The organism is Shinella sp. HZN7, assembly GCF_001652565.1.
Lineage (GTDB): Bacteria > Pseudomonadota > Alphaproteobacteria > Rhizobiales > Rhizobiaceae > Shinella > Shinella granuli.
The window spans coordinates 1,129,205-1,154,243 of sequence record NZ_CP015736.1; the positions used below are offsets into that span (position 1 = coordinate 1,129,205).

General features: G+C 69.0%; 29 protein-coding genes. 25 read left to right on the top strand and 4 right to left on the bottom strand.

Annotation, left to right across the window (positions count from 1 at the left end):
• Positions 1 to 498 precede the first annotated feature (498 nt).
• A complete protein-coding gene (locus shn_RS34895) occupies positions 499 to 687 on the top strand; it encodes a hypothetical protein (RefSeq protein ID WP_133033150.1) in 189 nt (62 codons plus the stop codon).
• 132 nt (positions 688 to 819) lie between these two features.
• Here shn_RS34895 and shn_RS05430 read toward each other — a convergent pair whose 3' ends face one another.
• From shn_RS05430 to shn_RS05440, 3 genes are read right to left on the bottom strand one after another with little or no spacing between them, the layout of a single operon-like run.
• Positions 820 to 1,371: a hypothetical protein gene (locus shn_RS05430; protein ID WP_064329493.1), complete on the bottom strand. Its 552-nt coding sequence runs from the start codon at positions 1,369 to 1,371 to the stop codon at positions 820 to 822.
• The gene (locus shn_RS05435) at positions 1,364 to 1,957 is read right to left on the bottom strand and encodes a DUF1214 domain-containing protein (RefSeq protein WP_064329494.1); all 594 of its coding nucleotides are present in this window, start codon (positions 1,955 to 1,957) and stop codon (positions 1,364 to 1,366) included. Before shn_RS05435 ends, shn_RS05430 begins: the two co-directional genes overlap by 8 nt.
• 29 nt (positions 1,958 to 1,986) lie before the next feature.
• Positions 1,987 to 4,179 carry a transglycosylase domain-containing protein gene (locus shn_RS05440; RefSeq protein ID WP_064329495.1) on the bottom strand — a complete coding sequence of 731 codons (2,193 nt, stop codon included), beginning with the start codon at positions 4,177 to 4,179 and terminating at the stop codon, positions 1,987 to 1,989.
• 168 nt (positions 4,180 to 4,347) lie between these two features.
• On the opposite strand from shn_RS05440, the gene shn_RS05445 reads away from it, so the two are divergent.
• Positions 4,348 to 4,833 carry a YcgN family cysteine cluster protein gene (locus shn_RS05445; protein ID WP_064329496.1) on the top strand — a complete coding sequence of 162 codons (486 nt, stop codon included), beginning with the start codon at positions 4,348 to 4,350 and terminating at the stop codon, positions 4,831 to 4,833.
• A gap of 7 nt (positions 4,834 to 4,840) precedes the next feature.
• On the opposite strand, the gene shn_RS05450 is transcribed toward shn_RS05445, so the two are convergent.
• Positions 4,841 to 5,173, bottom strand: coding sequence for an MmcQ/YjbR family DNA-binding protein (locus shn_RS05450; RefSeq protein ID WP_064329497.1), 333 nt, complete (start codon positions 5,171 to 5,173; stop codon positions 4,841 to 4,843).
• 260 nt (positions 5,174 to 5,433) lie between these two features.
• Here shn_RS05450 and shn_RS05455 point away from each other — a divergent pair, with 260 nt between their 5' ends.
• The 23 genes from shn_RS05455 (at position 5,434) to shn_RS05565 (ending at position 24,906) form a co-directional block, all read left to right on the top strand.
• Positions 5,434 to 5,976, top strand: coding sequence for a hypothetical protein (locus tag shn_RS05455; protein ID WP_084437804.1), 543 nt, complete (start codon positions 5,434 to 5,436; stop codon positions 5,974 to 5,976).
• A gap of 403 nt (positions 5,977 to 6,379) precedes the next feature.
• Positions 6,380 to 7,582 carry a DNA-packaging protein gene (locus tag shn_RS05460; protein ID WP_084437806.1) on the top strand — a complete coding sequence of 401 codons (1,203 nt, stop codon included), beginning with the start codon at positions 6,380 to 6,382 and terminating at the stop codon, positions 7,580 to 7,582.
• 1 nt (position 7,583) lies between these two features.
• Positions 7,584 to 8,192: a hypothetical protein gene (locus shn_RS05465; protein WP_064329499.1), complete on the top strand. Its 609-nt coding sequence runs from the start codon at positions 7,584 to 7,586 to the stop codon at positions 8,190 to 8,192.
• A gap of 215 nt (positions 8,193 to 8,407) precedes the next feature.
• Positions 8,408 to 9,544 (top strand): phage portal protein, encoded by a 1,137-nt coding sequence (locus tag shn_RS05470; RefSeq protein ID WP_064329500.1) that lies wholly within the window; start codon positions 8,408 to 8,410, stop codon positions 9,542 to 9,544.
• Between the two features lie 380 nt (positions 9,545 to 9,924).
• A complete protein-coding gene (locus shn_RS05475) occupies positions 9,925 to 10,233 on the top strand; it encodes a DUF6107 family protein (RefSeq protein ID WP_064329501.1) in 309 nt (102 codons plus the stop codon).
• A gap of 148 nt (positions 10,234 to 10,381) precedes the next feature.
• On the top strand, positions 10,382 to 10,939 hold the full coding sequence (locus shn_RS05480; RefSeq protein WP_133033157.1) for an HK97 family phage prohead protease: 558 nt from the start codon (positions 10,382 to 10,384) through the stop codon (positions 10,937 to 10,939).
• Between the two features lie 72 nt (positions 10,940 to 11,011).
• A complete protein-coding gene (locus shn_RS05485; protein ID WP_064329502.1) occupies positions 11,012 to 12,256 on the top strand; it encodes a phage major capsid protein in 1,245 nt (414 codons plus the stop codon).
• 149 nt (positions 12,257 to 12,405) lie between these two features.
• Complete coding sequence (locus tag shn_RS05490; protein ID WP_064329503.1) at positions 12,406 to 12,975, top strand: phage head-tail connector protein; 570 nt, start codon at positions 12,406 to 12,408, stop codon at positions 12,973 to 12,975.
• A complete protein-coding gene (locus tag shn_RS05495; RefSeq protein ID WP_064329504.1) occupies positions 12,975 to 13,313 on the top strand; it encodes a phage head closure protein in 339 nt (112 codons plus the stop codon). Before shn_RS05490 ends, shn_RS05495 begins: the two co-directional genes overlap by 1 nt.
• Positions 13,310 to 13,717, top strand: a complete 408-nt coding sequence (locus shn_RS05500) for a DUF3168 domain-containing protein (RefSeq protein ID WP_064329505.1) — start codon at positions 13,310 to 13,312, stop codon at positions 13,715 to 13,717. The genes shn_RS05495 and shn_RS05500 overlap by 4 nt, the downstream gene beginning before the upstream one ends.
• Before the next feature lie 27 nt (positions 13,718 to 13,744).
• A complete protein-coding gene (locus shn_RS05505) occupies positions 13,745 to 14,152 on the top strand; it encodes a phage major tail protein, TP901-1 family (protein ID WP_064329506.1) in 408 nt (135 codons plus the stop codon).
• Positions 14,152 to 14,514 (top strand): gene transfer agent family protein, encoded by a 363-nt coding sequence (locus tag shn_RS36765; protein WP_064329507.1) that lies wholly within the window; start codon positions 14,152 to 14,154, stop codon positions 14,512 to 14,514. The genes shn_RS05505 and shn_RS36765 overlap by 1 nt, the downstream gene beginning before the upstream one ends.
• Positions 14,515 to 14,570: 56 nt before the next feature.
• Positions 14,571 to 14,714, top strand: a complete 144-nt coding sequence (locus tag shn_RS36770) for a phage tail assembly chaperone (protein ID WP_206362199.1) — start codon at positions 14,571 to 14,573, stop codon at positions 14,712 to 14,714.
• A gap of 3 nt (positions 14,715 to 14,717) precedes the next feature.
• Positions 14,718 to 15,251, top strand: coding sequence for a phage tail tape measure protein (locus tag shn_RS05520; protein ID WP_064329508.1), 534 nt, complete (start codon positions 14,718 to 14,720; stop codon positions 15,249 to 15,251).
• 309 nt (positions 15,252 to 15,560) lie between these two features.
• Positions 15,561 to 16,196, top strand: a complete 636-nt coding sequence (locus tag shn_RS05525; RefSeq protein ID WP_064329509.1) for a DUF2460 domain-containing protein — start codon at positions 15,561 to 15,563, stop codon at positions 16,194 to 16,196.
• Positions 16,193 to 17,083 carry a DUF2163 domain-containing protein gene (locus shn_RS05530; protein ID WP_064329510.1) on the top strand — a complete coding sequence of 297 codons (891 nt, stop codon included), beginning with the start codon at positions 16,193 to 16,195 and terminating at the stop codon, positions 17,081 to 17,083. The genes shn_RS05525 and shn_RS05530 overlap by 4 nt, the downstream gene beginning before the upstream one ends.
• Before the next feature lie 100 nt (positions 17,084 to 17,183).
• Positions 17,184 to 17,660 carry an NlpC/P60 family protein gene (locus shn_RS05535; RefSeq protein WP_064329511.1) on the top strand — a complete coding sequence of 159 codons (477 nt, stop codon included), beginning with the start codon at positions 17,184 to 17,186 and terminating at the stop codon, positions 17,658 to 17,660.
• A 3-nt stretch (positions 17,661 to 17,663) separates the two neighbouring features.
• A complete protein-coding gene (locus shn_RS05540) occupies positions 17,664 to 21,509 on the top strand; it encodes a glycoside hydrolase/phage tail family protein (RefSeq protein ID WP_064329512.1) in 3,846 nt (1,281 codons plus the stop codon).
• Between the two features lie 15 nt (positions 21,510 to 21,524).
• Positions 21,525 to 21,734, top strand: coding sequence for a hypothetical protein (locus shn_RS05545; protein ID WP_064329513.1), 210 nt, complete (start codon positions 21,525 to 21,527; stop codon positions 21,732 to 21,734).
• Positions 21,735 to 21,826: 92 nt separating this feature from the next.
• Positions 21,827 to 22,078, top strand: a complete 252-nt coding sequence (locus shn_RS05550) for a hypothetical protein (protein WP_064329514.1) — start codon at positions 21,827 to 21,829, stop codon at positions 22,076 to 22,078.
• Positions 22,079 to 22,127: 49 nt separating this feature from the next.
• Complete coding sequence (locus shn_RS05555) at positions 22,128 to 22,799, top strand: response regulator transcription factor (RefSeq protein WP_064329515.1); 672 nt, start codon at positions 22,128 to 22,130, stop codon at positions 22,797 to 22,799.
• Positions 22,789 to 24,207 carry a HAMP domain-containing sensor histidine kinase gene (locus shn_RS05560; RefSeq protein WP_064329516.1) on the top strand — a complete coding sequence of 473 codons (1,419 nt, stop codon included), beginning with the start codon at positions 22,789 to 22,791 and terminating at the stop codon, positions 24,205 to 24,207. The genes shn_RS05555 and shn_RS05560 overlap by 11 nt, the downstream gene beginning before the upstream one ends.
• 267 nt (positions 24,208 to 24,474) lie before the next feature.
• A complete protein-coding gene (locus shn_RS05565) occupies positions 24,475 to 24,906 on the top strand; it encodes a hypothetical protein (protein ID WP_064329517.1) in 432 nt (143 codons plus the stop codon).
• The last annotated feature ends 133 nt before the right edge of the window (positions 24,907 to 25,039 follow it).

The window sequence follows — 25,039 nt, forward strand, 5'->3', positions numbered from 1 at the left end:
ACCGCAATGTTTACAACGCAGTGCCGCAAGGGTTGCAGCGGGCGGACCGGCGGATGCGGACCGTATCGGCACAGGCCCCGCCCGCCCGGCGGGCGCTCCGGCCTGTACCGCAGGGAACAGCGAACACGCGCACTTCACGCTAGTGTTAACAGCATGTTAACCCGATAGTCGCTAGTTTTAGGGACAAGGATCGGCTCGTCTATTGCGATGGACGTGTTATGATTCGATCATGTGAGCGGTGGATCCGTCGAAAGGCGCCTGCCGTTCCGCGAGGGAAAGGTGCGATGTTCCGGATGCCGGACGGTCGCCAGACACATTCCCGTGAATGGGAAACTTCTGGTCCCGTATCGCCGTTTTCCACCCGTATGCGACTGGGAAGACATCGATCTCATGTCGCGTCCGGGGGTGACGGAACCGGATGCACCGGCCCGTTGAAACGGGCAGGGTGAGATTTGTAGGAGTGCTTCATCCGTCTCGATTCTTCTTTTGGAGGCGAGAATGGCAGACGTGGTACGATTGAAGGAATGGCTCGCGCGAACGCCGCGACGCGACACCATCCGCCGTGAGGCTCCGGCCCAGGTTCTTCTCTTCACCGGCGTGCGATACGAGCGCCTGACGCCCGCCATGCTGGCGGCCCGCGGCAAGGCGGCAAAGCAGGGCGCGCCGGACACCGCCCGCCGGCCCTGAACCTCTTCCGATCGCTGCCCGGTGCAGCGCTCGGAGCATGCGCGTGCGGCCGCCGCGCATTGCCTGAACGGGCCGGAACGGCCTTCGCGGGCCATGTCCCGCTTCACCATGCTCCTTTCGGAGCGATCCTTCCTATTGTTCCGCCGTGAAGGGCTCGCAGCTTGCCTCTGCCAGGAAGGCGATCGCCGCCTCCTCGCGGCTTTGCGTCGGCACGAAGGTGCGCAGCACGGCGTAACCTTCCTCGCCGCGCATTTCGACGAGGATCGACCGTTCCAGCTCCGCCGGCACGGCCTTGCGGATGGCGATGAGCTGGATGGGCGTGGCGATCAGCGTGTCGAGCGCGCTGCTGACCGAGGTGCGGTCGTTCATGCTGAACACCTCGTTGGAGGCGCTGTCATAGACGGCGAGCGACCAGAACGGCACCTCGCCCTCGGCAAACAGCCGTATCGGGCCGCTTTCCACGGAAAAGGCGCAGACCGCCGTCTTCATCGACGGGTCGTCGTTGATCGGGGCAAGGGAATCGCTGTTGCCCGCCAGCGGGAAGAAGCGGTTCGTCTCGCCGAAGGCCTGCACGCGGGTATAGGCGTCGCGGCCGGTGAAACTCGGCAGCGACAGGATGATGACGATGTGCAGCAGCGCCGCGCCGACGAGGCCGACGGCGATGGCATAGAGGAGGCTACGCATCGGCACAGTCCAGCCGCGTTATGCCGGGCATGGCAAGGTCGATGACGCCGGAACTGCCGGCGGTCGGCGTGTCGAGCAGCGTCATGACCAGGAGGAACGGCGCCCTGCCTTCCGGCACGGCCAGCCAGTTGCCGGGCGTTGCCGAAGAGGCGATGCGGATGGAGAAGGTGCTGTCGGCGCCGCGCAGCACCGACCAAGCGTTGAGGCCCGTCGGCAGGCCGGGGCGGGCATCCTCCAGCGGATTGCCGTTGCGGTCCGCCGCGTGCAGCGTCCAGAGGCGGGCAGGGGGCGTGATGCCGCGGATCTCGTAGCGGCAGTTTTCCACCAGCGTGCGGTTCGCGCTGTCCGTCGCGGCGGTGAAGGTGAGGCCCTCGGCGCTGCCGAGCAGCAGCTTGCCGTCGCGGGCGCGATGGGCTTTCGCGTAAGGGTCGGCATCGACCGTCTGGGCGGTCGGGAAGGCGGTCCAGGGGCCGAGCGCGATGGCGCCGAAGCCGACCGTCGCGCGCAGCGCATAGATCGAGCTCAATATGCCGAGGCCGAAGGCGACGGCGAGCGCTGTGGCGATGACGAGGGGCGTACGGAACAAGGCGATCGACCGTTGGAATCAGGTTGCCGTCACTCTGTCCGGTTCGCCGGAGCAAGGTCAAGCGCTCCGTCGAGCGCGGCGACCCGGCCGTCGGCCTTCAGCGCCGGCGCCGCGCCGAGATCACGGGCGACGTCCTTCAGGAGCTTCGTCACGTCGGCCGAGAGCGAGCGCGGGCGCACGAGCGCGGGCAGCGCGTTCTCGTCGCTCGCGGCCGCGGCCACCTCCTTCGCCTTCTTGCCGTCGGGCAGGGGGTTCTCGATGCCGGGGATGGGGCGCAGCTCGATGCCCTGATGGGCATAGTCCATCAGGCGCTTGAAGGTCATGGCGGGCAGCGAGCCGCCGGTCATGTTGTTGGTGGACGTGTAGTCGTCGTTGCCGAACCAGACGGCGGTCGTGTAGTTGCCGGTAAAGCCGACATACCAGGCGTCGCGATAGGCCTGGGTCGTGCCCGTCTTGCCGCCCGAGACGATGCCGCGGTCGAGCGCGCCGCGCCGTGCCGTGCCGCTCACCGGGATGGTGACGAGGATGCGGTTCATCGACGACATGGCCGCTTCCGACAACACCTCCCTGGCCGGTGGCTCGTCGCGGCCGAAATCGTAGAGGATGTCGCCGTCGTAGTTGAGGATCTGGCTGATGCCGTGGCGGCGCGCCGAGACGCCGCCGGCGGGAAAGACGCCATAGGCGGCGGCCTGGTCGAGCACGGTGACCTCGGAGGTGCCGAGCGGCATGGTCTTGTCGGTGCGAATCGGCGTCTCGACGCCCATGGCCTTGGCCATCTCGGCGATGCGCTTCGTGCCGAGCTTGTCCTTGGCAAGGCGCACCGGCACGGTGTTGATGGACTTGGCGAGCGCCGTCATCAGCGTCATGCGGCCGGCATAGCTGCGGCCGTAGTTCTGCGGCGACCAGCCGCCCCAGCTGATCGGCGCGTCGACGATGGTCGTCTCCGGCGTCATGCCGGATTCCATCGCGGCCGAATAGGTGTAGACCTTGAAGGAGGAGCCCGGCTGGCGCAGCGCGCGCGTGGCGCGGTTGAACTGGCTTTCGCCATAATCGCGCCCGCCGACCATGGCGCGCACGGCACCGCCGTTTTCCATCATCACCAGCGCGCCCTGCTTGACGCGGTAGCTCTCGCCATACTGGCGAAGGCCGCTTTCCACCGCCTCCTCGGCGGCGGCCTGCAGGCCCATGTCGATGGTCGTGCGCACGACGAGGGAGTGCTGGGCGAAGGGCTTTGCGATGCGCTGCACCTCCTCGAAGGCCCAGTCGAGGAAGAAGTCCGGCGCCGTCTTCTCGTTGCGGTCGATGACGGTGGCGGGGTTGCGCCGCGCGGCGATCACCTGGCCCTCGGTCATCAGCCCGCCCTGCACGAGGTTGGTCAGCACCTCGTTGGCGCGGGCGCGGGCGGCGGGCAGGTTGACGTGCGGGGCATAGCGGGCGGGGGCCTTGAAGAGGCCGGCGAGCATGGCGGATTCGGCGAGGTTCACGTCGGTGACGTTCTTGCCGAAGTAGAACTGCGCCGCCGCGGCCGCGCCGAACGTGCCGCCGCCCATATAGGCGCGGTCGAGATAGAGGCGCAGGATCTCCTTCTTGGAGAGGTTGGCTTCCAGCCAGAGGGCGAGGAAGGCCTCCTTGATCTTGCGCTCGATGGTGCGCTCGTTGGAGAGGAAGAGGTTCTTGGCGAGCTGCTGGGTGAGCGTCGAGCCGCCCTGCACGACGCCGCCGGCCCGGGCATTCTCGTTCATGGCACGGGCAAGGCCGAGGAAATCGATGCCGAAATGGCTGAAGAAGCGGCGGTCCTCCGTCGCCAGCACCGCCTTGATCAGGTGGTCGGGCAGTTCGTCGATCGGCGCGGAATCCTCGTGGATGATGCCGCGGTGGCCGATCTCGTTGCCGTAGCGATCGAGGAAGGTGACGGCGAAATCGCTCTGGGCGCGCCAGTTGCCCTTGGTCTCCTCGAAGGCCGGGAGCGCGAGCGCGAGCAGCAGGACGAAGCCGGCAGTGCCGAGGTTCATGCCCTCGCCGGCCACCTCGAAGACCGCCTTCTTCCAGCCCTTCACATGGAAGCGGCGGGAGAAGATGGTGATCTCCTCCCAGATCTCGGCCGCGCGAAAACCGGCGTTCCAGACCGTGGAATCGATCCAGGAATCGATGCGCAGGAAGATGTGCCGCTTGCGGCGGCGGGGTCTTTTCGGCGTCTGGCTGTCGTCTTGCACGGTTCGCATACCTTTGGCGGGGGCGGGTGCAGCCTGCCTGCGTTGGGTTAACGTCCTCTCACCACCGGTTTATTCGGCGAGGATATCAGTCTTTTGAAGGCAGCAGAACGGATTTCGCGGGGAAGGGTCAGGACAATCGCCCTTGACCTTTGCGCCCAAGGGGTTCAGGGGTCGGAGATGACGATCAACAGTGCCGAAAAGCCGGACGACCTGCCGTTCTGGAAGACCAAGACCCTCGCCGAGATGACCGATCCGGAGTGGGAGAGCCTGTGCGACGGCTGCGGGCTCTGTTGCCTCAACAAGCTGGAGGACTGGGACACGGGCGAGATCGCCTGGACCTCGATCCGCTGCGTGCTGCTCGACGGGGAGAGCTGTCGGTGCTCGGACTACGAGAACCGGCAGGCGACCGTGCCCGACTGCATCCGGCTGACGGTGGAGAGCGTGGAGAAGATCTCCTGGCTGCCGCCGACCTGCGGCTACCGCCTCATCCGCGACGGCGAGGACCTCTACTGGTGGCATCCGCTGGTGTCCGGCGATCCCGACACCGTGCACCAGGCCGGCATTTCCGCCCGCGGGCGCACGGTGAGCGAGGAGGACATCGATGTCGACGACTACGAGGACTATCTCGTGACCTGGCCGCTGGAAGTGGGTGAGGGCAAGTAGCGGCGGTTCAGGGAAGGCTTGCCGCGACGAGCTTCTTCGGCGCCACGTTGCGCCAGGCGGTGTCGATGAGTTCGCGCACCCGCGCGGCGTCCGCGCCGTCGAAATAGAGCGACGTCCAGCCCTTCAACCCCCAGCCGCCCTGCACCGGCGCGCACAGGCCCGGATCGGTCTCCAGGACCAGCGCCTGCTGGTCCGGCGTGAACTTCAGGACGGCGCGGCCGGCCTCCGGCAGGGTCATGAAGACCTTCTCGCCCACCCGGAAGTCGCGCTTGCCGAAATGAGCACTTTCCCGCGCCCCCGGCATGCCGAGGGCAATGACCACGAGATCGTCGGATATCATGGAGGAAAGGTAGCATCCTTTCCCGCGGACGAAAAGTTTTCGCAGAAAATAGGAAAATAGTCCTTGACGGCGTCACGGTCGTCTGATAGGGTCATGGCATAGTCGGAAAGGTGCGGACGGAGGGATCCAGCCCGGTTTTCCCGGAGGCTGGGAGAGCGGCGATCTTCGTCCGCGGCCGGCCTTCCGCCTCTGACGCAGGAATTTATTGACAGGCGCTCGTTCCCTTCGGACCGGGCGCCTTTTCATTTGGGGGACCGGCAATGGATGCGATCGATCTCGATCTTTTCGGCGTTTTACCGGCGCCGGCGGTCTATGACGGGCTTGCGGGGCGGCAGGCCCTCTTCAAGGGCGGCGCGGCGCCGCTGCTCGACATCAAGGCGCAGGCGCCGCTCGATCCGTTTCTCGACATGCAGGCGATGCTCCTGGAGATGACCAAGGAGCTGCGCGAGCGCTTCCAGCGCTTCCAGAGCCAGAGGGCGCTGGCCGAGGGGGATGCGGACGGCGCACGGGACGAGGCCTTGCGCAAGCAGGCGCAGGCGGACGCCAAGGCGGCGATCGAGGCCGTCTCGCTGATCGTGCGCACGCTGGAGAAGATCGACAGCCTGCAGCGCACGCTTCTCAATGCACGGGCCGAGGCGGACGCGGCCGCCGACGGCGCCGAGGACGAGGCGGCGCTGGCGGCGGAGTTCGACCGGCTTGTCGAGGACCGCGTGAAGGAACGGCTGGATGCGGCGAAGGAAGACTGGATGCGCGGGCTCGGGCCTGGCGGCGATGCTGCCGCGCGCGCGGCAAGCGGACCGTAGGGCGCGGCGCGCCTGCCGGGGTATCGGGAAGACATTCGATGCGGACATGCGGACGGCGGCTGCGGGCTTGAGGATGATCGAGGAAGAGCGGAGGCGGACGGCGTTTTCGATCGAGGCCGATGCGCTGGAGGCGGGGATTTTGGGGCGGAGGAGCGGTGAAGCCTGCCTCTCGTCTGAGGCTTGCCCCTCATCCCCCTGCCGGGACCTTCTCCCCGCAGGCGGGGAGAAGGGGGAACAGGCGCTCGACTGTTCCATTCCTCTTGCTCCCGATGGGGAGGAAACCCAGGCCCCATCCCCTTCTCCCCGCTTGCGGGGAGAAGGTCCCGGCAGGGGGATGAGGGGCCAGGCCGAAGGAATCGAGCCTGCCTGCGGGACACCGATAACACCGACCAGCCGGCGCCAGATGCGCGGCTGGCACTTCCATCGCCGCCTTGCCCAGATGCCGCCGGACGGCGACTGGCGGGTGTGGCTGCTGATGGGCGGGCGCGGCTCGGGCAAGACGCGGGCGGGCGCCGAATGGGTGCATGCGATCGCCAGCCTGAAGGCGGACCTGCGCATCGCGCTGGTGGCCGAGACGCTGGGCGATGCACGCGAGGTGATGATCGACGGCGTCTCGGGCATCTGCCGGATCGCCGGGCGGGCGCGGCCGGAATTCGAGGCCTCGCGCCGCCGGCTCGTCTGGCCGAACGGTTCGATCGCGCAGATCTTTTCCTCCGAGGACCCGGAGAGCCTGCGCGGGCCGCAGTTCCACCTCGCCTGGTGCGACGAGCTCGGCAAGTGGAAACATGCGCAGGAGACCTGGGACATGCTGCAATTCGGCCTGCGCCTCGGGGACGATCCGCGCGTGCTGGTGACGACGACGCCGCGCCCGGTGCCGCTTTTGCGGGCGCTGGCGGGCGATCCGAAGACCGCGGTGCGGCGCATCCGCACCGACGACAATGCCGGCAACCTCGCGCCGGGCTTCCTTGCGGCGATGGCCGAGCGCTATGGCGGCACGCGGCTGGGGCGGCAGGAGCTGGACGGCGAGCTGATCGCCGACCGCGAGGATGCGCTGTGGAACCGGGCGCGGCTGGAGGGGATCCGCCAGCGCAATCCCGGGCCGCTCTCGCGCATCGTCGTGGCGGTCGATCCGCCGGCGACGGCCTCGGCGGCCTCCGTCTGCGGCATCGTCGTGGCGGGGCTGGACGGCACGGGGCGGGCGGTGGTGCTCGCCGACTGCTCGGTGACGGGCGCGAGCCCTGCGGGCTGGGCGGGCGCCGTGGTGCGCGCCTTCCGGCGCTTCGACGCGGACCGGGTGGTCGCGGAGGTCAACCAGGGCGGCGACATGGTGACGGCGATGCTGAAAAGCGTCGACGCGAACCTGCCGGTGACGGGCGTGCGGGCGACGCGCGGAAAGTTCCTGCGCGCCGAGCCGGTGGCGGCGCTCTACGAGCAGGGGCGGGTGGTCCATGCGGCCGCCTTTGCCGAGCTGGAGGACCAGATGTGCGATTTCGGGCCGGACGGGCTGTCCTCCGGCCGCTCGCCGGACCGGCTCGATGCGCTGGTCTGGGCGCTGACGGCGCTGGTGCTGGAGCGGGCGGGCGAACCGCGGGTGCGGGGGATTTGAGATGGCGATCGACCGCAAGGCGTTTTTCGATGCGGTGCGCGGCACGCTGTATGGCGGCCGGCTGGCGGGGACGCAGGTCGCGGGGCTGGCGGCGCTGCTCGACCGGTTCGAGCGCGGCGAGGTCGAAGACCGGCGTTTCCTCGCCTACATGCTGGCGACGGCCCATCACGAGACGGGCGGGCGCCTGCAGCCGGTGCGCGAGACCTTCGCGGCGACGGATGCAGAGGCGATCGCCCGGCTCGACCGGGCTTTTGCGGCCGGGCGGCTGCCGCAGGTTTCCGCGCCCTACTGGCGGCGGGACGGCGAGGGGAAGAGCTGGCTTGGGCGCGGGCTCGTGCAGATTACCCACCGGCGCAACTATGCGCGGCTGGCCGGGCTGACGGGCATCGATCTCGTCGGCCGGCCGGAGCTTGCGATGGAGATGCCGGTGTCGGTCGAGATCCTCTTCACCGGCATGCTCAGCGGCGCCTTCACGGGGCGGCGGCTGGCCGACCATTTTTCCGGCGCGCTCACCGACTGGGTCGGGGCGCGGCGGATCATCAACGGGCTCGACCGGGCGGAGAAGGTGGCGGGCTACGGGCGGGCGTTTTTCGTCGCGCTGGGCGGGTAGCGGGCGGCATGCCGTGCGGGTGGATCCTCGGGTCGAGCCCGAGGATGACGGAGGGGAGGATCGGGTTTCCATCCCATGGAACGATGCGGCATGCGGATCCGGTGCGGTGGCCCTTCATACATCTCTTCCGTCGTCATCCTCGGGCTCGACCCGAGGATCCACCCGCACGGCACACCGTCCAACCCATTGGCGAATCGACACAATCGGAGGGCACCATGAAATTACCATCCTTCCTCGCGCGGCAGCGCCGGGCGGCCGAGACCAAGGCGTCGGGCTTTTTCGCGCTGACGGCCGAGGGGCGGGCGCACTGGTCGTCCCGCTCCTATGCCTCGCTGTCGCGCGAGGGGTTCATGAAGAACCCGGTGGCGCACCGGGCGGTGCGCATGATCGCGGAAGCGGCGGCCTCCGTGCCCTGGCTTGCCTATCAGGGCGAGGCGGAGCGGCCGGACGACCCCTTGCTGTCGCTGCTGTCGCGGCCGAACGGGCGCCAGGCGGGCGCGGATTTCCTCGAGACGCTCTACGGGCATCTTCTGCTTTCCGGCAATGCCTTCGTGGAGGGGGTGCGGGTGGGCGAGGCGCTGCGCGAACTCCATCTGCTTAGGCCCGACCGGATGCGCATCGTCGAGGGGCGGGACGGCTGGGCGGAGGCCTATGAATACCGCGCGGGCGGGCATGTGCGCCGGCATCCCGCGGGCGAGGGGCAGGCGATCCTGCATCTGCGCCTCTTCCATCCGCTCGACGACCAGCTCGGTTTCGCGCCGCTGGAGGCGGCGTCCATGGCGCTCGACCTCTCCAACGCGGCCGCCATCTGGAACAAGGCGCTGCTCGACAATTCGGCGCGGCCCTCCGGGGCACTGGTCTACCAGCCGAAGGAGGGCGGCAACCTCACGCCCGACCAGTACGGCCGGCTGAAATCAGAGCTGGAGGAGGGCTATTCCGGGCCGGCGCGGGCCGGGCGGCCGATGCTGCTGGAAGGCGGGCTCGACTGGAAGGCGATGGGGCTCTCCCCGCGCGAGATGGATTTCGTCGAGGCCAGGAACGGCGCGGCGCGCGACATCGCGCTCGCCTTCGGCGTGCCGCCGATGCTGATCGGCATTCCGGGCGATGCGACCTATGCCAATTACCAGGAGGCCAACCGGGCCTTCTGGCGGCTCACCGTGCTGCCGCTGGTGCAGCGCACGGCGGCGGCTTTTGCGGGCTGGTTTTCCGAAGGGGCAGATGACGGGCTGCGGCTGGTGCCGGATCTCGACCAGGTGAGCGGGCTGGCGGACGAGCGCTCGGAACTCTGGGCCCGGGTGGGCGCGGCGGGGTTTCTGACGGACGAGGAGAAGCGGCGGGCGGTGGGGTATTGAGGGGGAGCGGGGATGCTTGCCCCTCATCCCGCTGCCACGACCTTCTCCCCGTAAACGGGGAGAAGGGATATGCCGTGGCGGTTTCCCCGGCCAATGACCGTTCGTGAGGCACGTCCCCTCTCCCCGCTTGCGGGGAGAGGGTTAGGGTGAGGGGCTGCCGGTTTTTCCAGCCAAATCAATTGGCTGCAAGGCAAGAGTGAATCATTTTGCAGAGCGCCGGACTCACTTCGTGAAAATCTTGACTTGGTTTGTGAAGGAAGCGGCGCAAGGGATTCAAAAGACTCGCTGATCGGCCCGGCCTTCCCTGGCGGAAAGCCGGCGCTTTCGGCCGCATGCGGCCCGATATCCCGGATTTCCATAATAATCTGAAAGGCTTAACAATGGCTGACTTCGGAAACGACGGCGGGCTTTGGACGGCCCGGCTGATCGGCGCGTCCGCGGGCGCGGCCGTCTCGCTCATCTATCTCCTGCCCAGGAGCCGCCGCGAGGCGGCGTGCCGGTTCCTCACCGGGCTTGCCTGCGGCCTCGTCTTCGGCGGGCCGGCGGGGCTGTGGATCGCGGTGCGGCTCGGCATTGCCGGCTATCTCGGGCCGGCGGAGATGCTCCTGACCGGCTCGGCGGCCGCCAGCCTTTCGGCCTGGTGGGGGCTGGGGGTGCTGGCGCGGCTGGCGGAGCGGATGCGGGAATAGCGAACAGGCAATAGGCAGTAGGCAGTAGGCAGTAGGCGGTAGGGATGGGCGCAGCGCAGCCCCAACCACCAATTCCCTACTGCCTACTGCCTATTGGCTATTGCCTACCGCCTACCGCCTATCCCCCTTCACATCATCGGAGACGACCATGATCACCGACGACCTGCCGGTCTGGCGGACGAAGAAATATGCCGATCTGACGCTTTCGGGCGTTTCCGGCGACGGAGTGTTTTCCGGCTATGCGAGCCTCTTCGGCGAGGTGGACCTCGGCAAGGACGCGATCGCGCCGGGCGCCTTTTCCCGCTCGCTGGAAAAGCGCGGGCCCTCCGGCGTGCGCATGCTGTTCCAGCACGATCCGGCCGAGCCGCTCGGGCGCTGGCGGACGATCCGCGAGGACGGGCGCGGGCTCTATGTCGAGGGCGTGCTTTCGCCCGGCGTGGCGCGGGCCCGCGAGGTGTTGAACCTCATGAAGTCGGGCGCGCTCGACGGGCTTTCCATCGGCTTCCAGACCGTGCGCTCGAAGACCGACCGGACGAGCGGCGTGCGCCGCATCCTGGAGGCCGACCTCTGGGAGATCTCGATCGTCACCTTTCCCATGCTGCCCTCGGCGCGGGTGTCGAACGTGAAGAATGCGCGGTGGTTCCGCGACCGGGAGACCGAGCTGGTGCGCCTCATGCGCCGGGCGGCCCGGATGATGAAACGCTAGGTTTTTGTTTTACCCGACGCCGAAGCGGTTTCGCTTCGGCTGGAAATGCCAACCGAAGAAGAGGAAGACAGCATGGAGAGCCACAGGACCGCGCCGGAAATCAAGGCCGTGCCGGAAACGATGACCGCCGCCTTCGACGATTTCATGGAGGCCTTCGAGGCTTTCAAGGAGACGAACGACCGGCGGCTCGGCGAGATCGAGCAGAAGCTGACCGCCGACGTGGTGACGCGCGACAAGGTGGAGCGCATCAACCGCGCGATGGACGAGCACAAGCGCGTCATCGACCAGCTTGCGCTGAAGAAGGCGCGCCCCGCCCTCGGCGGCGGCGAGGGCGGCTTCGAGGCGGCCGAGCACAAGGCGGCCTTCTCCGCCTATATGCGCCGCGGCGACGAGAGCGCGCTCCGGGCGCTGGAGGGCAAGGCCATGTCGGTCGGCTCGGCGGCGGATGGCGGCTATCTCGTGCCGCCGGAGACCGACACGGAGATCGGCCGCCGGCTTTCCGCCATCTCGCCGATCCGCGCGCTTGCGACCGTGCGCCAGGTCTCCGGCACGGTGCTGAAGAAGCCGTTCGCGACGGGCGGCATGGCGGCGGGCTGGGTGGCGGAAACCGCCGCGCGGCCGCAGACGGGCAATGCGCAGCTCGCCGAACTCTCCTTCCCGACCATGGAGCTCTACGCCATGCCGGCGGCGACGGCCGCGCTGCTCGACGATGCGGCGGTGGACGTGGAGGGCTGGATCGCCTCCGAGATCGACATGGTCTTCGCCGAGCAGGAGGGCACTGCCTTCGTTACCGGCGACGGCACCAACAAGCCGAAGGGGTTCCTCGGCTACACGGCTGTCGCCGACGCGAGCTGGAGCTGGGGCAATATCGGCTATATCGCGACGGGCGCGGCCGGGGCCTTCAAGGCCGCGAGCCCCTCCGACACGCTGTTCGACACGGTCTATTCGCTGAAGGCGGGCCACCGGCAGAACGGCACCTTCGTGATGAACCGCAAGACGCAGGGGCAGATCCGCAAGTTCAAGGATGCGGACGGCAACTATCTCTGGCGCCCGCCGGCCTCGGCGGGGCAGGCGGCCTCGCTGCTCGGCTTCGCCATCGCGGAGGCCGAGGACATGCCGGACGTGGCGGCCGACAGCTTCTCCATCGCCTTCGGCGACTTCCGCGCCGGCTACCTCGTCGTCGACCGCACGGGCGTGCGCGTGCTGCGCGATCCCTATTCGGCCAAGCCCTATGTGCTGTTCTACACGACCAAGCGTGTCGGCGGCGGGGTGCAGAATTTCGAGGCGATCAAGCTGGTGAAGTTCGCGGCGAGCTGAGCGACCCCATCCAACAGCGCCGTCATGGTCGGGCTCGACCCGAGGATGACGCAAAGTGTGCACCGGCGGCGTTCCCTGGCGCCGGAGCCGGCGGGCGCGGTTTCCTCCCGGCCGCGCCCGCATTCCTTTCTCCATCGCGAAGGACGATCATGACCATTGCCGAACTGTTGCCGCCGGCCGTGGAGCCGGTGACGCTTGCCGAGGCGAAGGCGCATCTGCGCCTCGATGCGGCCGACGAGGATGCGCTCGTGTCCGCGCTGGTCCGCGTGGCGCGCGAACATCTGGAGGCCGCGACGGGGCTTTGCCTGATCACGCGCCCTTTGCGCCTCTATCTCGACGACTGGCCCGAAACGCGGGTGATTCAGATTGCCAGGGGGCCGGTGCAAACCATTGAGTTGGTGACGGTTTATGATGTCGCGGGGCTGCCGGTGGACGTGGATGTGACGGGTTACGTGCTCGACGGCACGGCGCGGCCGGCCCGGCTGGTGCTGCCGGCGCGACCGGCGACGGAGCGTGCGCTCAACGGCATCGAGATCGATTTCACGGCCGGCTTCGGCGAGAGCGGCGCGGATGTGCCGGACGGGCTGAAGCGGGCGCTGCTCTTGCATGTGGCGGCCATGTTCGAGCTGCGCGGGGTGCTTTCGCCTTCAGATCAGCCGGGCACGGTGCCGGCGGGCTACGACCGGCTGGTGGCGCCCTACCGGCTGCGGAGGCTGTGATGGCGAAGGCGAGGATCATCGATCCCGGCGCGTTCTCCGCGCGGCTGACGCTGGAAGGGCCGGTCGAGACGCCGGACGGGCAGGGCGGCGTGGAGCGCGGCTTCGCGGCGCTGGCAATGCTCTGGGCGGCGATCGAGCCGGTGGCGGCGCGGGCGGACGAGGCGGCGGGCACGCTGCCGGTGTCGGTGACGCACCGCATCTGGCTGCGGCGGCGGGGCGACCTTGCCGGCGGCATGCGGCTGCGCAAGGGCGCGCGGATCTTTTCCATCCGCGCCTTTCGCGATCCGGACGAGACGGGGCGCTATACGCTCTGCGACTGCGAGGAGATCCAGCCATGAGCGCGGCATCGGCCCTGCAGAAGGCGATCTTCGCCAGGCTTTCGGGCGATGCGGCGCTGACGGCGCTGGTCGGCGCGAACGGCATCACCGACCGCAGGCCCGACGGGCCGGCGGCGCCGCTCATCGTGATCGCGGGCATCGACAGCACCGACCATTCGACGGCGAGCGAGGCGGGCGAAGAGCATGTGGTGACGCTGGAGGCCTGGTCCGAGGCGGCGGGGCACCGGCAGGCGCAGGCGATGGCCGCCGCCGTGCGCGCGGCGCTCGACGACGCCGCGCTGGTGCTGGCCGGGCACCATCTCGTCCTGCTCTTCCACCGCGATACGCAGCTTCGCCGCGACGGCAAGTCCCGCTTCCACCGCGCGCAAATGCGCTTCCGGGCGGTGACGGAGCCGCATGCCTGACACCCAACTTTCGGAAAGGACCTTGCCATGGTGGCACAGAAGGGGCGCGAGCTCCTCATCAAGATCGACAACGGGGCGGGTTTCGTCACCGTTGCGGGGCTGCGCTCGAAGCGGCTGTCGTTCAATGCGCAGCTCGTCGACGTGACGGATGCGGAATCGGCGGGGCGCTGGCGCGAACTCCTCGGCGGGGCGGGCGTGCAGCGCGCGGCGGTGTCCGGCGCCGGCATCTTCAAGGACCAGGCCTCGGACGCGCTGGTGCGTGCGCTGTTCTTCGCCGGCACGATCGCCGCCTGGCAGATCGTGATCCCGGATTTCGGCACGGTCGCGGGGCCGTTCCAGATCGCGGCGCTCGACTATTCCGGGGCGCATGACGGCGAGGTGGTCTTCGAGATCGCGCTGGAATCGGCCGGGCTCCTCACCTTCGGGGCGCTCTGATGGGCGCGCGGGCGAACCGGCACCGCGGCGAGATCGAGGCCGTCCTCGACGGCGAGCGGCGCGTGCTGTGCCTGACGCTCGGGGCGCTGGCGGAGCTGGAGACGGCCTTTGCCGTCGACAGCCTGACGGGACTGGCGGAGCGCTTCTCCTCCGGGCGGCTGAAGGCCGAGGATCTCATCCGCATCATCGGCGCAGGGCTGCGCGGCGGGGGCAATCTCTTTTCCGACGAGGACGTGGCGGCGATGGCGGTGGCGGACGGGCTCTCCGGCTTTGCGCGCATCGCGGCGGCGCTGTTGCAGGCGACCTTCGGGCCGGGCGCGGAGGCGCGGCCGGAAAACCCTCCGGGGCCGCATCCGGGCTGAACGGGGAGAGGGCGGCCTTTCCCTGGGAGGCGGCGCTTCATGCCGGGCTCTGCCGGATGCGGCTTTCGGCGACGGATTTCTGGGCGATGACGCCGCGTGAGCTGGCCTTCGCGCTCGGCGTGCTGCGGCCTGTGCCGCCGGCACCCGGGCGCAATGCGCTTGCCGCGCTGATGCGCGCCTTTCCCGACCACAAGGAGTGAACGATGGCGGATGCGGATGACAGGCCTCTTGCCGGCACGCTCGACGATGCCGGGCAGCTTTCGGCGATCTTCGACGACCTGGAGGCGCGCTCGCGCTCCTTCGGCGCGGCGCTGACGAGCGCGCTGAAGGGCGCGGTCGTCGACGGCAAGGGGCTGGAGAGCGTGTTGCGCGGGCTGGCGCTGCGCATGAGCGACATTGCGCTTTCCGTGGGGTTGAAGCCGCTGGAAGGGTTTTTGTCGTCGGGCTTTTCCGGGCTGCTCGGCAGCGTCACGCCCTTCGCCAAGGGCGGCGTGGTGGCCTCGCCGACCTATTTCGGGACCGGCGGCGGCGTCGGGCTGATGGGCGAGGCGGGAGCGGAGGCGATCCTGCCCCTGAAGCGCGGGCCGGACGGGGCACTGGGCGTTGCCGGCGACGGCGGCGGGACGCGCATCCTCTTCAACGTGACGGCGCAGGATGCGGCGAGCTTCCGCAAGTCCGAGGGGCAGATCGCGGCCATGCTGACGCGCGCCGTGGGGCGCGGGCAGCGCAGTTTGTGAGGGCGGACGCTCCTCATCCCGCTGCTGCGACCTTCTCCCCGAGCGGCAGGATTATCGCCCATGGAGTTCGACGTCGCCACACCCCCTTCTCCCCCGCGGGGAGAAGGTGCCGGCAGGCGGATGAGGGGGATGGCGAAGGCGCAAAGGCTCTATCCGAGCCACCCCCTCATCCGACCCTTCGGGCCACCTTCTCCCCGCGGGGGAGAAGGGAGAACGGCACCGTCGAACTCTGTAGGCGATAATCCTGCCGCTCGGGGAGAAGGTCGCGGCAGCGGGATGGGAGGCAGGAGCATTTTCGGAGAGATGGGCATGGCAGGATTTCATGAGGTGCGGTTTCCGCTGCGTGTCGCGCTCGGCACCAGCGGCGGGCCGGTGCGGCGGACGGATATCGTCAGCCTTTCCAACGGGCGGGAGAACCGCAATCGCCGCTGGCACGATGCGCGGCGGCGCTATGATGCGGGCTCCGGCGTGCGTTCGGTCGAGGATCTCTATGCGGTGCTCGCCTTCTTCGAGGCGCGCGCGGGGCAGTTTTACGGATTCCGCTTCCATGATCCGGTGGACCACAAGTCCTGTTCGCCGGGCGGGATGGTGAGCGCCATGGACCAGCAGATCGGCACGGGGGACGGTGCGACGGCGGCCTTCCGGCTCGTCAAGCGCTATGCGGATGCCGGCGGGGAGACGGTGCGCACCATCGACAAGCCGGTCATGGGCACGGTGATCGTCTCGGTGGCGGGCAGCACGCGGCCGGCGGCGGACTATACGGTGGACCATGCGACGGGTGTCGTCACCTTCAAGCCGGGCAAGATACCGGCTTCGGGCGCCATCCGGGCAGGCTACGAATTCGACGTGCCGGTGCGCTTCGACACGGACCGCATCGACATCGACCTCGCGCAGTTCGATGCGGGACGCATTCCCTCCATTCCGCTGGTGGAGATCCGGCCATGAGGACGATCCCGGGCGGATTGCAGGCGCATCTCGACGGCGAGGCGACGACGCTGTGCCATGCCTGGCGGGTGACGCGGCGCGACGGCGCGGTGATGGGCTTCACCGACCACGACCGTGATCTTTCCTTCGGCGGGCTCGCCTACCTGGCGGCGAGCGGCTTCGAAGCGAGCGAGACGGAGGACGGCAACGGGCTTTCCGCCGAGGGCGGCGACCTCTCGGGCGGGTTTTCGGCGGAGGCGATCCGCGCGGAAGACCTTTCGGCGGGGCGCTACGACGGGGCAAAGGTCGAGGTCTATCGGGTCAACTGGCAGAACACCGCGCAGCGGCTGCTGCTGCGCACGGCCGAGCTTGGCGAGGTGCGGCGCGAGGGCGGGCTTTTTCGCGCCGAGCTGCGGCGGCTGACGCATCGGCTCGACCAGGTGCGCGGGCGCATCTACGGGCATCGCTGCGATGCGGTGCTGGGCGACGGCCGGTGCGGCGTGAACGCGGCGGCGCCGGCCTTCCGGGCGACGGCGACGGTGGGCGCGGTGCTGGACGACATGCGGCTGCGGGTGAGCGGGCTCTCCGGCTTTGCCGAGCGGTTCTTCCGCTACGGCGTGCTCACCTTCACGAGCGGCGCGGCGGAAGGGCTGACGGCGGATATCGAGGACCAGCGCAAGGTGGCGGGCGGCGATGAGCTGACCTTCTGGCTGCCGGTGCCGGCCGGGGTGGCCGCGGGCGATGCGATGCAGGTGACGGCGGGGTGCGACAAGCGCTTTGCGACCTGCAAGGCCAAGTTTGCCAACGGGCTGAATTTTCGTGGGTTTCCGCACATGCCCGGTAGCGACTTCACCTATGGCTATGCCGATGGCGAGACGGTGCATGACGGGAGGCCGCTCTATGCGTGAGATGCTGCGGGGTGCCCCTCATCCGGCCTGCCGGCCACCTTCTCCCCGCAAGTGGGGAGAAGGGATTTGCCGCCACGGTTTCCCGCATGACATTGCCGCGGTGGAAGAAGACGGTTCGGCATATTCCCATGACGGGCCGGGACAGGATACCGGCGGTCGCGTCGTCGCGATCGCCCGCAGCTTCATCGGCACGCCCTACCGGCATCAGGGCGCGCTGAAGGGTGTCGGGTGCGATTGCCTCGGGCTGGTGCGCGGGGTCTGGCGGGAGCTCTATGGGGCGGAGCCGGAGGTGCCGGGGGCCTATGCGCCCGACTGGGCGGAGCGGGCGGGGGAGGAGCGGCTGCTGGCGGCGGCGGCGCGGCATTGCGGGGCGGCGCTGCCGGTCTCGGCGCTTCGGCCGGGCGATATCCTCATCTTTCGCTGGCGGGCGGGGGTGGCGGCGAAACATGCCGGCATCGCGGCGCCCGATGCACATTTCATCCATGCCTATGAGCAGGCGGCGGTGATCGAATCGCCGCTCGTGCCCGCATGGCGGCGGCGGATCGCCGGCGTCTTCCGTTTTCCGGAGATTTCCTGAGCCATGGCGACACTTCTCTTCCAGGCGGCGGGCGCGACGCTCGGCGGCCTCTTCGGGCCGTTCGGCGCCATGCTCGGCCGGGCCGTCGGGGCGCTGGCAGGCTCGGCGGTCGACCGCTCGCTGTTGGGCGGCATGACGAGGATTCCCGGCGCGCGGCTCAATGACGGGCGCGTGCCGGGCGCGGAGGAAGGCACGGCGATGAGCCGCGTCTACGGCACGGCGCGCGTCGGCGGCACGCTGATCTGGGCGACGCGCTTCGAGGAGGACGTCTCCGTCGAGCGCGCCGGCGGCAAGGCGAGCGGGCCGCGGGTCGAGACCTTCAGCTATTTCGCCAACTTCGCCGTCGGCGTGTGCGAAGGGCCGATCGCCGGCATCCGGCGCGTCTTCGCGGACGGGCGGGAGATCGACCTGACCGGCATCGAGATGCGCGTCCATCGCGGCACCGCGAACCAGGCGCCCGACCCGCTGATCCTCGCCAAGCAGGGGGCCGGCAACGCGCCGGCCTATCGCGGGCTTGCCTATGTCGTCTTCGAACGGTTGCCGCTCGACACGTTCGGCAACCGCATCCCCATCCTGCAGTTCGAGGTGCTGAAGCCGGTCGGCTCGCTGGAAGGCAAGGTGCGGGCGGTGACGGTCATTCCGGGCTCGAGCGAACATGGCTACGACCCCGAGCTGGTGACGGAGAAGATCGCCGCCGGCAAGGCGCGCAACATGAACCGCAACACGCTCGTCGCGGCGACGGACTGGGTGGCCTCGATCGACGAATTGCAGGCGCTGTGCCCCGGCCTCGAACGGGTGGGGCTGGTGGTCGCCTGGTTCGGCACGGATCTGCGGGCCGGTGAGTGCCGCATCCTGCCGGGGGTGGAGGTGCCCGCCCGGCAGGAGGAGAGCAAGCCCTGGAGGGTTTCCGGCATCGCGCGCGAGGACGCCTATGTGGTGAGCCGCGTCGAGGGCCGGCCGGCCTATGGCGGCACGCCCTCGGATGCGAGCGTGATCGCGGCCATCCGCGACCTGAAGGCGCGCGGGATCGAGGTCTATCTCTACCCCTTCCTGATGATGGACGTGCCGGTCGACAACACGCTGCCCGATCCCTATGGCGACGCGCGGCAGGCGCCCTATCCCTGGCGCGGGCGCATCACCTGCCATCCGCCGTCCGCCGACGGGACCGCGTCGGCGCGCAGCCAGGTGAACGCCTTTGTCGGCGCGGCCGGGGCGGGGAGTTTTTCCGTTTCGGGCGAGGAGGTCACCGGCCCTACCGGCGACGAGGGATTCCGGCGACTGATCCTGCACTATGCGCTGCTGGCGGAGGCGGCGGGCGGGGTGGACGGCTTCCTGATCGGCTCGGAAATGCGCGGGCTGACCTGGCTGCGCGACGGGAGCGGGGCCTTTCCCTTCGTCGAGGCGCTTGCCGCGCTTGCCGGCGACGTGCGGGCGATCCTCGGGCCGGGCACGAAGATCACCTACGGGGCGGACTGGAGCGAATATTTCGGCTACCAGCCGCCGGGCGGCAGCGGCGAGGTGCGCTATCATCTCGACCCGCTCTGGGCGTCCCCGGCGATCGATGCGGTGGGCATCGACAATTACATGCCGCTCTCCGACTGGCAGAATGCCGATACGCTGGCCGGCAATCCGGATGGGTTTCGCCATTCCGAGGACATGGCGGCCATGCGCGCCATGATCACCGGCGGCGAGGGGTTCGACTGGCATTATCCCGACGCGGCGGCGCGGGCGGCGCGCGAGCGCGTGCCGATCACCGACGGCATGGCGGGAAAGCCCTGGGTATTTCGCTACAAGGACCTCGCGAACTGGTGGGGTAATCGCCACTACGAGCGCGGGCCGGGCGGGGCGGAGCTTTCGGGCCACACCGCCTGGGTGCCGCGCTCCAAGCCGATCTGGTTCACCGAACTCGGCTGCCCGGCGGTCGACAAGGGGGCGAACCAGCCGAACGTCTTCGTCGATCCGAAAAGCGCGGAGAACGCGCTGCCCTATCATTCCGGCGGGGCGCGCAACGACGCGGTCCAGCGGCGCTTCCTCGACGCGCACCACGGCTGGTGGCAGGGCAGCGGGCCGGAGGCGGGCATGGTCGATCCGGGCCATGTCTTCCTGTGGACCTGGGATGCGCGGCCCTATCCGGCCTTTCCCGAGGATACCGCGCTCTGGTCGGACGGGCTCAACTGGCAGCGCGGGCACTGGCTGAACGCGCGGCTCGGGGCCGGAACGGTGGCGGATGTCATCGCGGCGATCCTGAAGGATCACGGGTTTTTCGATTTCGACGTCTCGAGCGTGGCCGGCGATCTCTCCGGTTTCGTGCAGGCGGACCAGACCTCGGCGCGCGCGCTGATCGAGCCGCTGATGGAAGCGTTCCAGCTCGATGCGCTGGAGGCGAACGGCAGGCTGGTCTTCCGCTCGCGGCTGAAATCCGCGCTGCCGCCGGCGGAGATCGGCCTTCTTGCCGAACGGCCGGAGGAGGCGCTGTTCGAGGAGAGCCGCGGGCATGCCAGCGATTTCGCGGGCGAGGCGATCCTCGACCATTTCGACGATTCGGGCACCTATTCGCGCGTGACGGCGCGCTCGCGCCGCATGGCGGGAGAGAACGACCGCGTGCTGCGGCTGGCGCTGCCGGCGGTGCTGCATGCGGGGGCGGCCGCGGCGAGCGTCGAGACGGCGCTGCGCGACCAGCGGGCGGGGCAGCGGCGGCTCACCTTCCGCCTGCCGCCGACGGCGATGGGCGTGACACCGGGCGACATCGTGCGGCTGGCCGGCGGGCCGGAGGGGCGCTTCCTCATCACCGGCATCACCGACGGGCTGGTGCGCGAGGTGGAGGCGCGGGCGATCGCGGCCGGGGAAAGCCCGGCGCCCCTGCTCCTGGACGGCCGCGGCCGGCCGGTGAGCGGGGCGGGGCCGGGGGCGCGCGATGCCTTTGCGCCGGATGTCGTCTTTCTCGACCTGCCGGTGCTCGGCTCGGGCGGGGCGCAGGATTTTGCCCGCGTCGCCGCCTATGCGCAGCCCTGGCGATCGATGATCGTGTCGAGTTCCGAGGGCAGCGAAGGCTATCGCAGCCGCGTGCGGCTCGACCGGCCGGCACGGATCGGCACGCTGGTCGAGCCGCTGGCGGCGGGCGTCGTCGGGCGGTTCGATCCGGGGCGGGCGATCGTGCTCGACCTGCCGTTCGGCGGGCTTTCCACGGTGGACACGCTTGCCATGCTGAACGGCGCCAACCGGCTTGCGATCAGGGCCGGCAACGGGGCCTGGGAAATCGTCGGCTTTGCCGGGGCGAGCGAGATCGCGCCGGGGCGCTGGCGGCTCACCCGGCTGCTGCGTGCCCTGCACGGCACCGAGGACGCCATGGCGTCCGGCCATGCGGCCGGGGCGCGGGCGGTGGTGCTTGATGATGCCGTGCTGCCGCTCGGGCTCGACGTGGAGGAGGTGGGGCGGCCGTCGAACTGGCTCGTCGAGCCGGTGGGCATGACGCCCGGACAGGCGGGGCCTTTCGCCTTTGCCGGCGGCGAGCGGGCGCTGACGCCCTTGGCGCCGGTGCATCTGCGCGGCCGGCGGGGTCTCGACGGCGTCGTGCGGCTGTCGTGGGTCCGGCGCGGGCGGATCGATTCGGACAGTTGGCTGGCTGCCGAGATCCCGCTCGACGAGCCGGTGGAGGCCTATCGCCTCGATATCCTCTCGGGCGAAACGGCGGTGCGCAGCGTCGAGACCGCGGCGCCGGCCTTCACCTATCCGGCGGCCCAGGAGCTTGCCGATTTCGGCGCGCCGCAGGTGGCGCTCTCCATCCGTGTGCGCCAGCTCGGCCGGGCCATTCCGCTCGGCCTGCCGGCGCGGGCGACGATCATCCTCTGAGCGAAAGGAAAACCGATGAACGACGACGCAAAAGCCTGGTATCTGTCGCGCACCGTCTGGGGCGCGCTGGTCGCGATCCTCGCCTCGCTCGCCCATGCGGCGGGCGTCGAGGTGACCGCCGGGGACGAGGGGGAACTGGCCGATCTCCTCGTGGCGGCGGTGGGCACGCTGGGCGGGTTCGTCGCGCTCTACGGGCGGATTTGCGCGCGCCGGCGCGTGCGGTGAGGCGGCTTGACGATCCACAGGGCATTCATTTGCCATTCAGCGTGGATCGTTTATTGCTTGCATCACACTGATCCGCACCTGAAAGTACATTCATGGCCTCGCCACTTCTCATAACCGCGCTTGCGGCCAGCCTGATCCTGCCGGTGCCCGTCGAGACGGGCACGGCGCGGGACGTCGTCGCGGTCGCGGGCGATTGCAGCGACGCGGCTGCGCAGGTGGTCGCCCAGACGGGGGGCGAACTGCTCTCGGCGCAGCCGAAGGGCGATACCTGCGTGGTGACGGTGCTCGTGCCCGGCAAGGGCAATGCCCGGCCGCGCAAGGTGACCGTGCGCGTGCCGATGTAGGGCCGCCGGGCCTTTCGTGATGGAACGAGAGAGATAGGAAAGAGGGCGAATGCGCATCCTGGTGGTCGAGGACGATGTCAACCTGAGCCGGCAGCTCAGCGAGGCCTTGAAGGAATCAGGCTATGTGGTGGACCAGGCCTTCGATGGCGAGGAAGGCCACTATCTCGGCGACACCGAGCCCTATGACGCCATCATCCTCGATATCGGCCTGCCGGAAATGGACGGCATCACCGTCCTCGAAAAGTGGCGTGCCGACGGCAAGACGACGCCCGTCCTCATCCTCACCGCCCGCGACCGCTGGAGCGACAAGGTGGCCGGCATCGACGCCGGCGCCGACGACTATGTGGCAAAGCCCTTCCATGTCGAGGAGGTGCTGGCGCGCATCCGGGCGCTGATCCGCCGCGCGGCGGGCCATGCGAGCCCCGACATCGTCTGCGGGCCGGTGCGGCTCGACACGAAGGGCTCCAAGGCGACGGTCAACGGCGAGACGCTGAAGCTGACCTCGCATGAATACCGGCTGCTCTCCTACCTCATGCACCATATGGGCGAGGTGGTGTCGCGCACCGAACTGGTCGAACATATGTACGACCAGGATTTCGACCGCGATTCCAACACGATCGAGGTTTTTGTCGGGCGCCTGCGCAAGAAGATCGGCGTTGACCTGATCGAGACCGTGCGCGGCCTCGGCTACCGGATGCAAGCCCCCGCCAATGGCAAATAACGCCAGGCGCTCCCGCTCGCTCACCTTCCGCGTTCTTCTTCTCGCCTCGCTCTGGGCGGCGGTCGCACTCATCGTCATCGCCGTCGTCATCTCGACGCTCTATCGCCAGAGCGCGGAGAAGAGCTTTCGCGATCTCCTGCGCGCGCAGCTCTACAACGTCATCAACTCCGTTTCGGCGGACGAGGAGACGCGGCTGACCGGCACGCCGCAGCTCGGGGACCTGCGCTTCTTCCAGCCGCAATCGGGCTGGTACTGGGTGGTCGAGCCGATCGGCGGGGCGCTGGCGAGCGAGACGCTGACCTCGTCCTCGCTCGGAACGGGGAGCATTCCGATCCCCGATACCGACAGCATTCCCTTCGACACGCGTTACGAGCGCTTCTACACGACCATCGATTCCTTCGGCAACGAGGTGGAGGTGGGCGAGACGGAAGTGGTGCTCGACGACGAGGGGCGCACGGCGCGTTTCCGCGTCGTCGGCAACCGCGACGTGCTGGAGGGCGATATCGACGATTTTTCCGGCAGCCTCTATCTCGCGCTGGCCGGCTTCGGTGTCGGCAGCCTGCTCCTCAACGCGGCGGCGATCCTCATCGGCCTGAAGCCGCTCGACCGGGCGCGCAAGGCGCTGGAGAAGATCCGCGCGGGGGAGAGCGAGCAGCTCGATGGCGATTTTCCAAGGGAAATCCTGCCTTTGGCGAGCGAGGTGAATGCGCTGATCGACAGCAACCGGCGCATCGTCGAGCGGGCGCGCATGCAGGTCGGCAACCTTGCACATTCGCTGAAGACGCCGATCGCGGTTCTCCTCAACGAATCGCGGCTGCTCGCCGCCCCGCAGGGCGATCTCGTGCGCACGCAGGCCGAAGCCATGCAGAGCCAGGTGCAATCCTATCTCAACCGCGCCCGCATCGCCGCCCAGCGCGAATCCGTGCTGGCGCGCACCGAGGCACAGGCCGTGCTGGAGCGGCTGGTGCGCGTGATGCGGCGGCTCAATGCCGAACGGCAGTTTCCGCTGACGGTCGATCCGCCGGGGCTGGTTCTGGCGATGGAGCAGCAGGACGTCGAGGAGACCGTCGGCAACCTCCTGGAAAACGCCGCACGTTACGCCCGCACGACGGTGGCCGTGCGCGCCTTGATGGCGCCGGCCGAGGTGCGCGGCAACGACGATGCGCGCAGGAACTGGATCGTCATCGAGGTGGAGGACGACGGGCCGGGGCTGGAGCCGGACGAGATCCGCGAGGCGATGAAGCGCGGCAAGCGGCTCGACGAGAGCAAGCCGGGCACCGGGCTCGGCCTTTCCATCGTCAGCGAGATCGCCTCGGAATACCAGGGAACCTTCGCGCTTTCGCGCGGGCCGCGCGGCGGGCTTCTGGCACGGCTCGTGCTTCCGGCCGTCACAAAGGATGTTGCCTGAGACCGCGGACAATGCAACAAGGAAGGGGCTCGCGAATATGAGGATCGCGGGATGGATGAAGTGCCGGCTGGGCGTATCGCCTCCGGGACGAGTCCGGCAGGAGCGCGAAGCGGTTTTGCAGCCGCAGTCGCGTGGAAACGAAAGCGAGAGCAGTTCCAGCAAACCTGCGAAGCGGTTTTGCGCCCGGAATTGCGGCAGAACAAAAGGTCAGAGCGTTTTCGCCCACGGGTGAAGGCGCTCTCTCATGAAGAGAGACGGTCCCAGCGGATGAAGACGGGTTTGCGCGGCGCCTTTTTCCCCCTCCTTCTGGCAACAGCGACGGTTTCGGGATGCACGACCACGTCGGGCGGCGTAGCCGGGGCCGCCGGCGCGGCCGTTGCGACCGGAGCGGGCGTCTATATCACAGCGCTGCAGGGCGGGCTCGTCAGCCGCAATGCCGGCGGCGCGCAGCTTTCCAAGGCGGACATGCAGCGGGCGCTGGAAGCTGAATACCGTGCGCTGGAAGCCGCGCCCGGCGGCCAGCCCGTCGTCTGGCAGGGCAAGGGCGTCAGCGGATCGGTGGTCGCGGCCGCGCCCTATCAGGTCGGCTCGCAGAACTGCCGGCAGTACAGCCACACCCTGACCGTGGGCGGCCGGGACACCGCAACGCGCGGGGCGGCCTGCCGCAATGCGGACGGGGCCTGGGCGCCGCTGTCGTAGCCTTTTCCGGTGGCGTGAGGTCACCGGAAAAGGGGAAGGCGTTTCGTTTTTTACCGGCGCCGCTTCGGCTGGACATGCGTTAGCGCAAGCCTGGTCGTCGACGGTTGCGGCGAAACGCCTCAAATTCACGTCA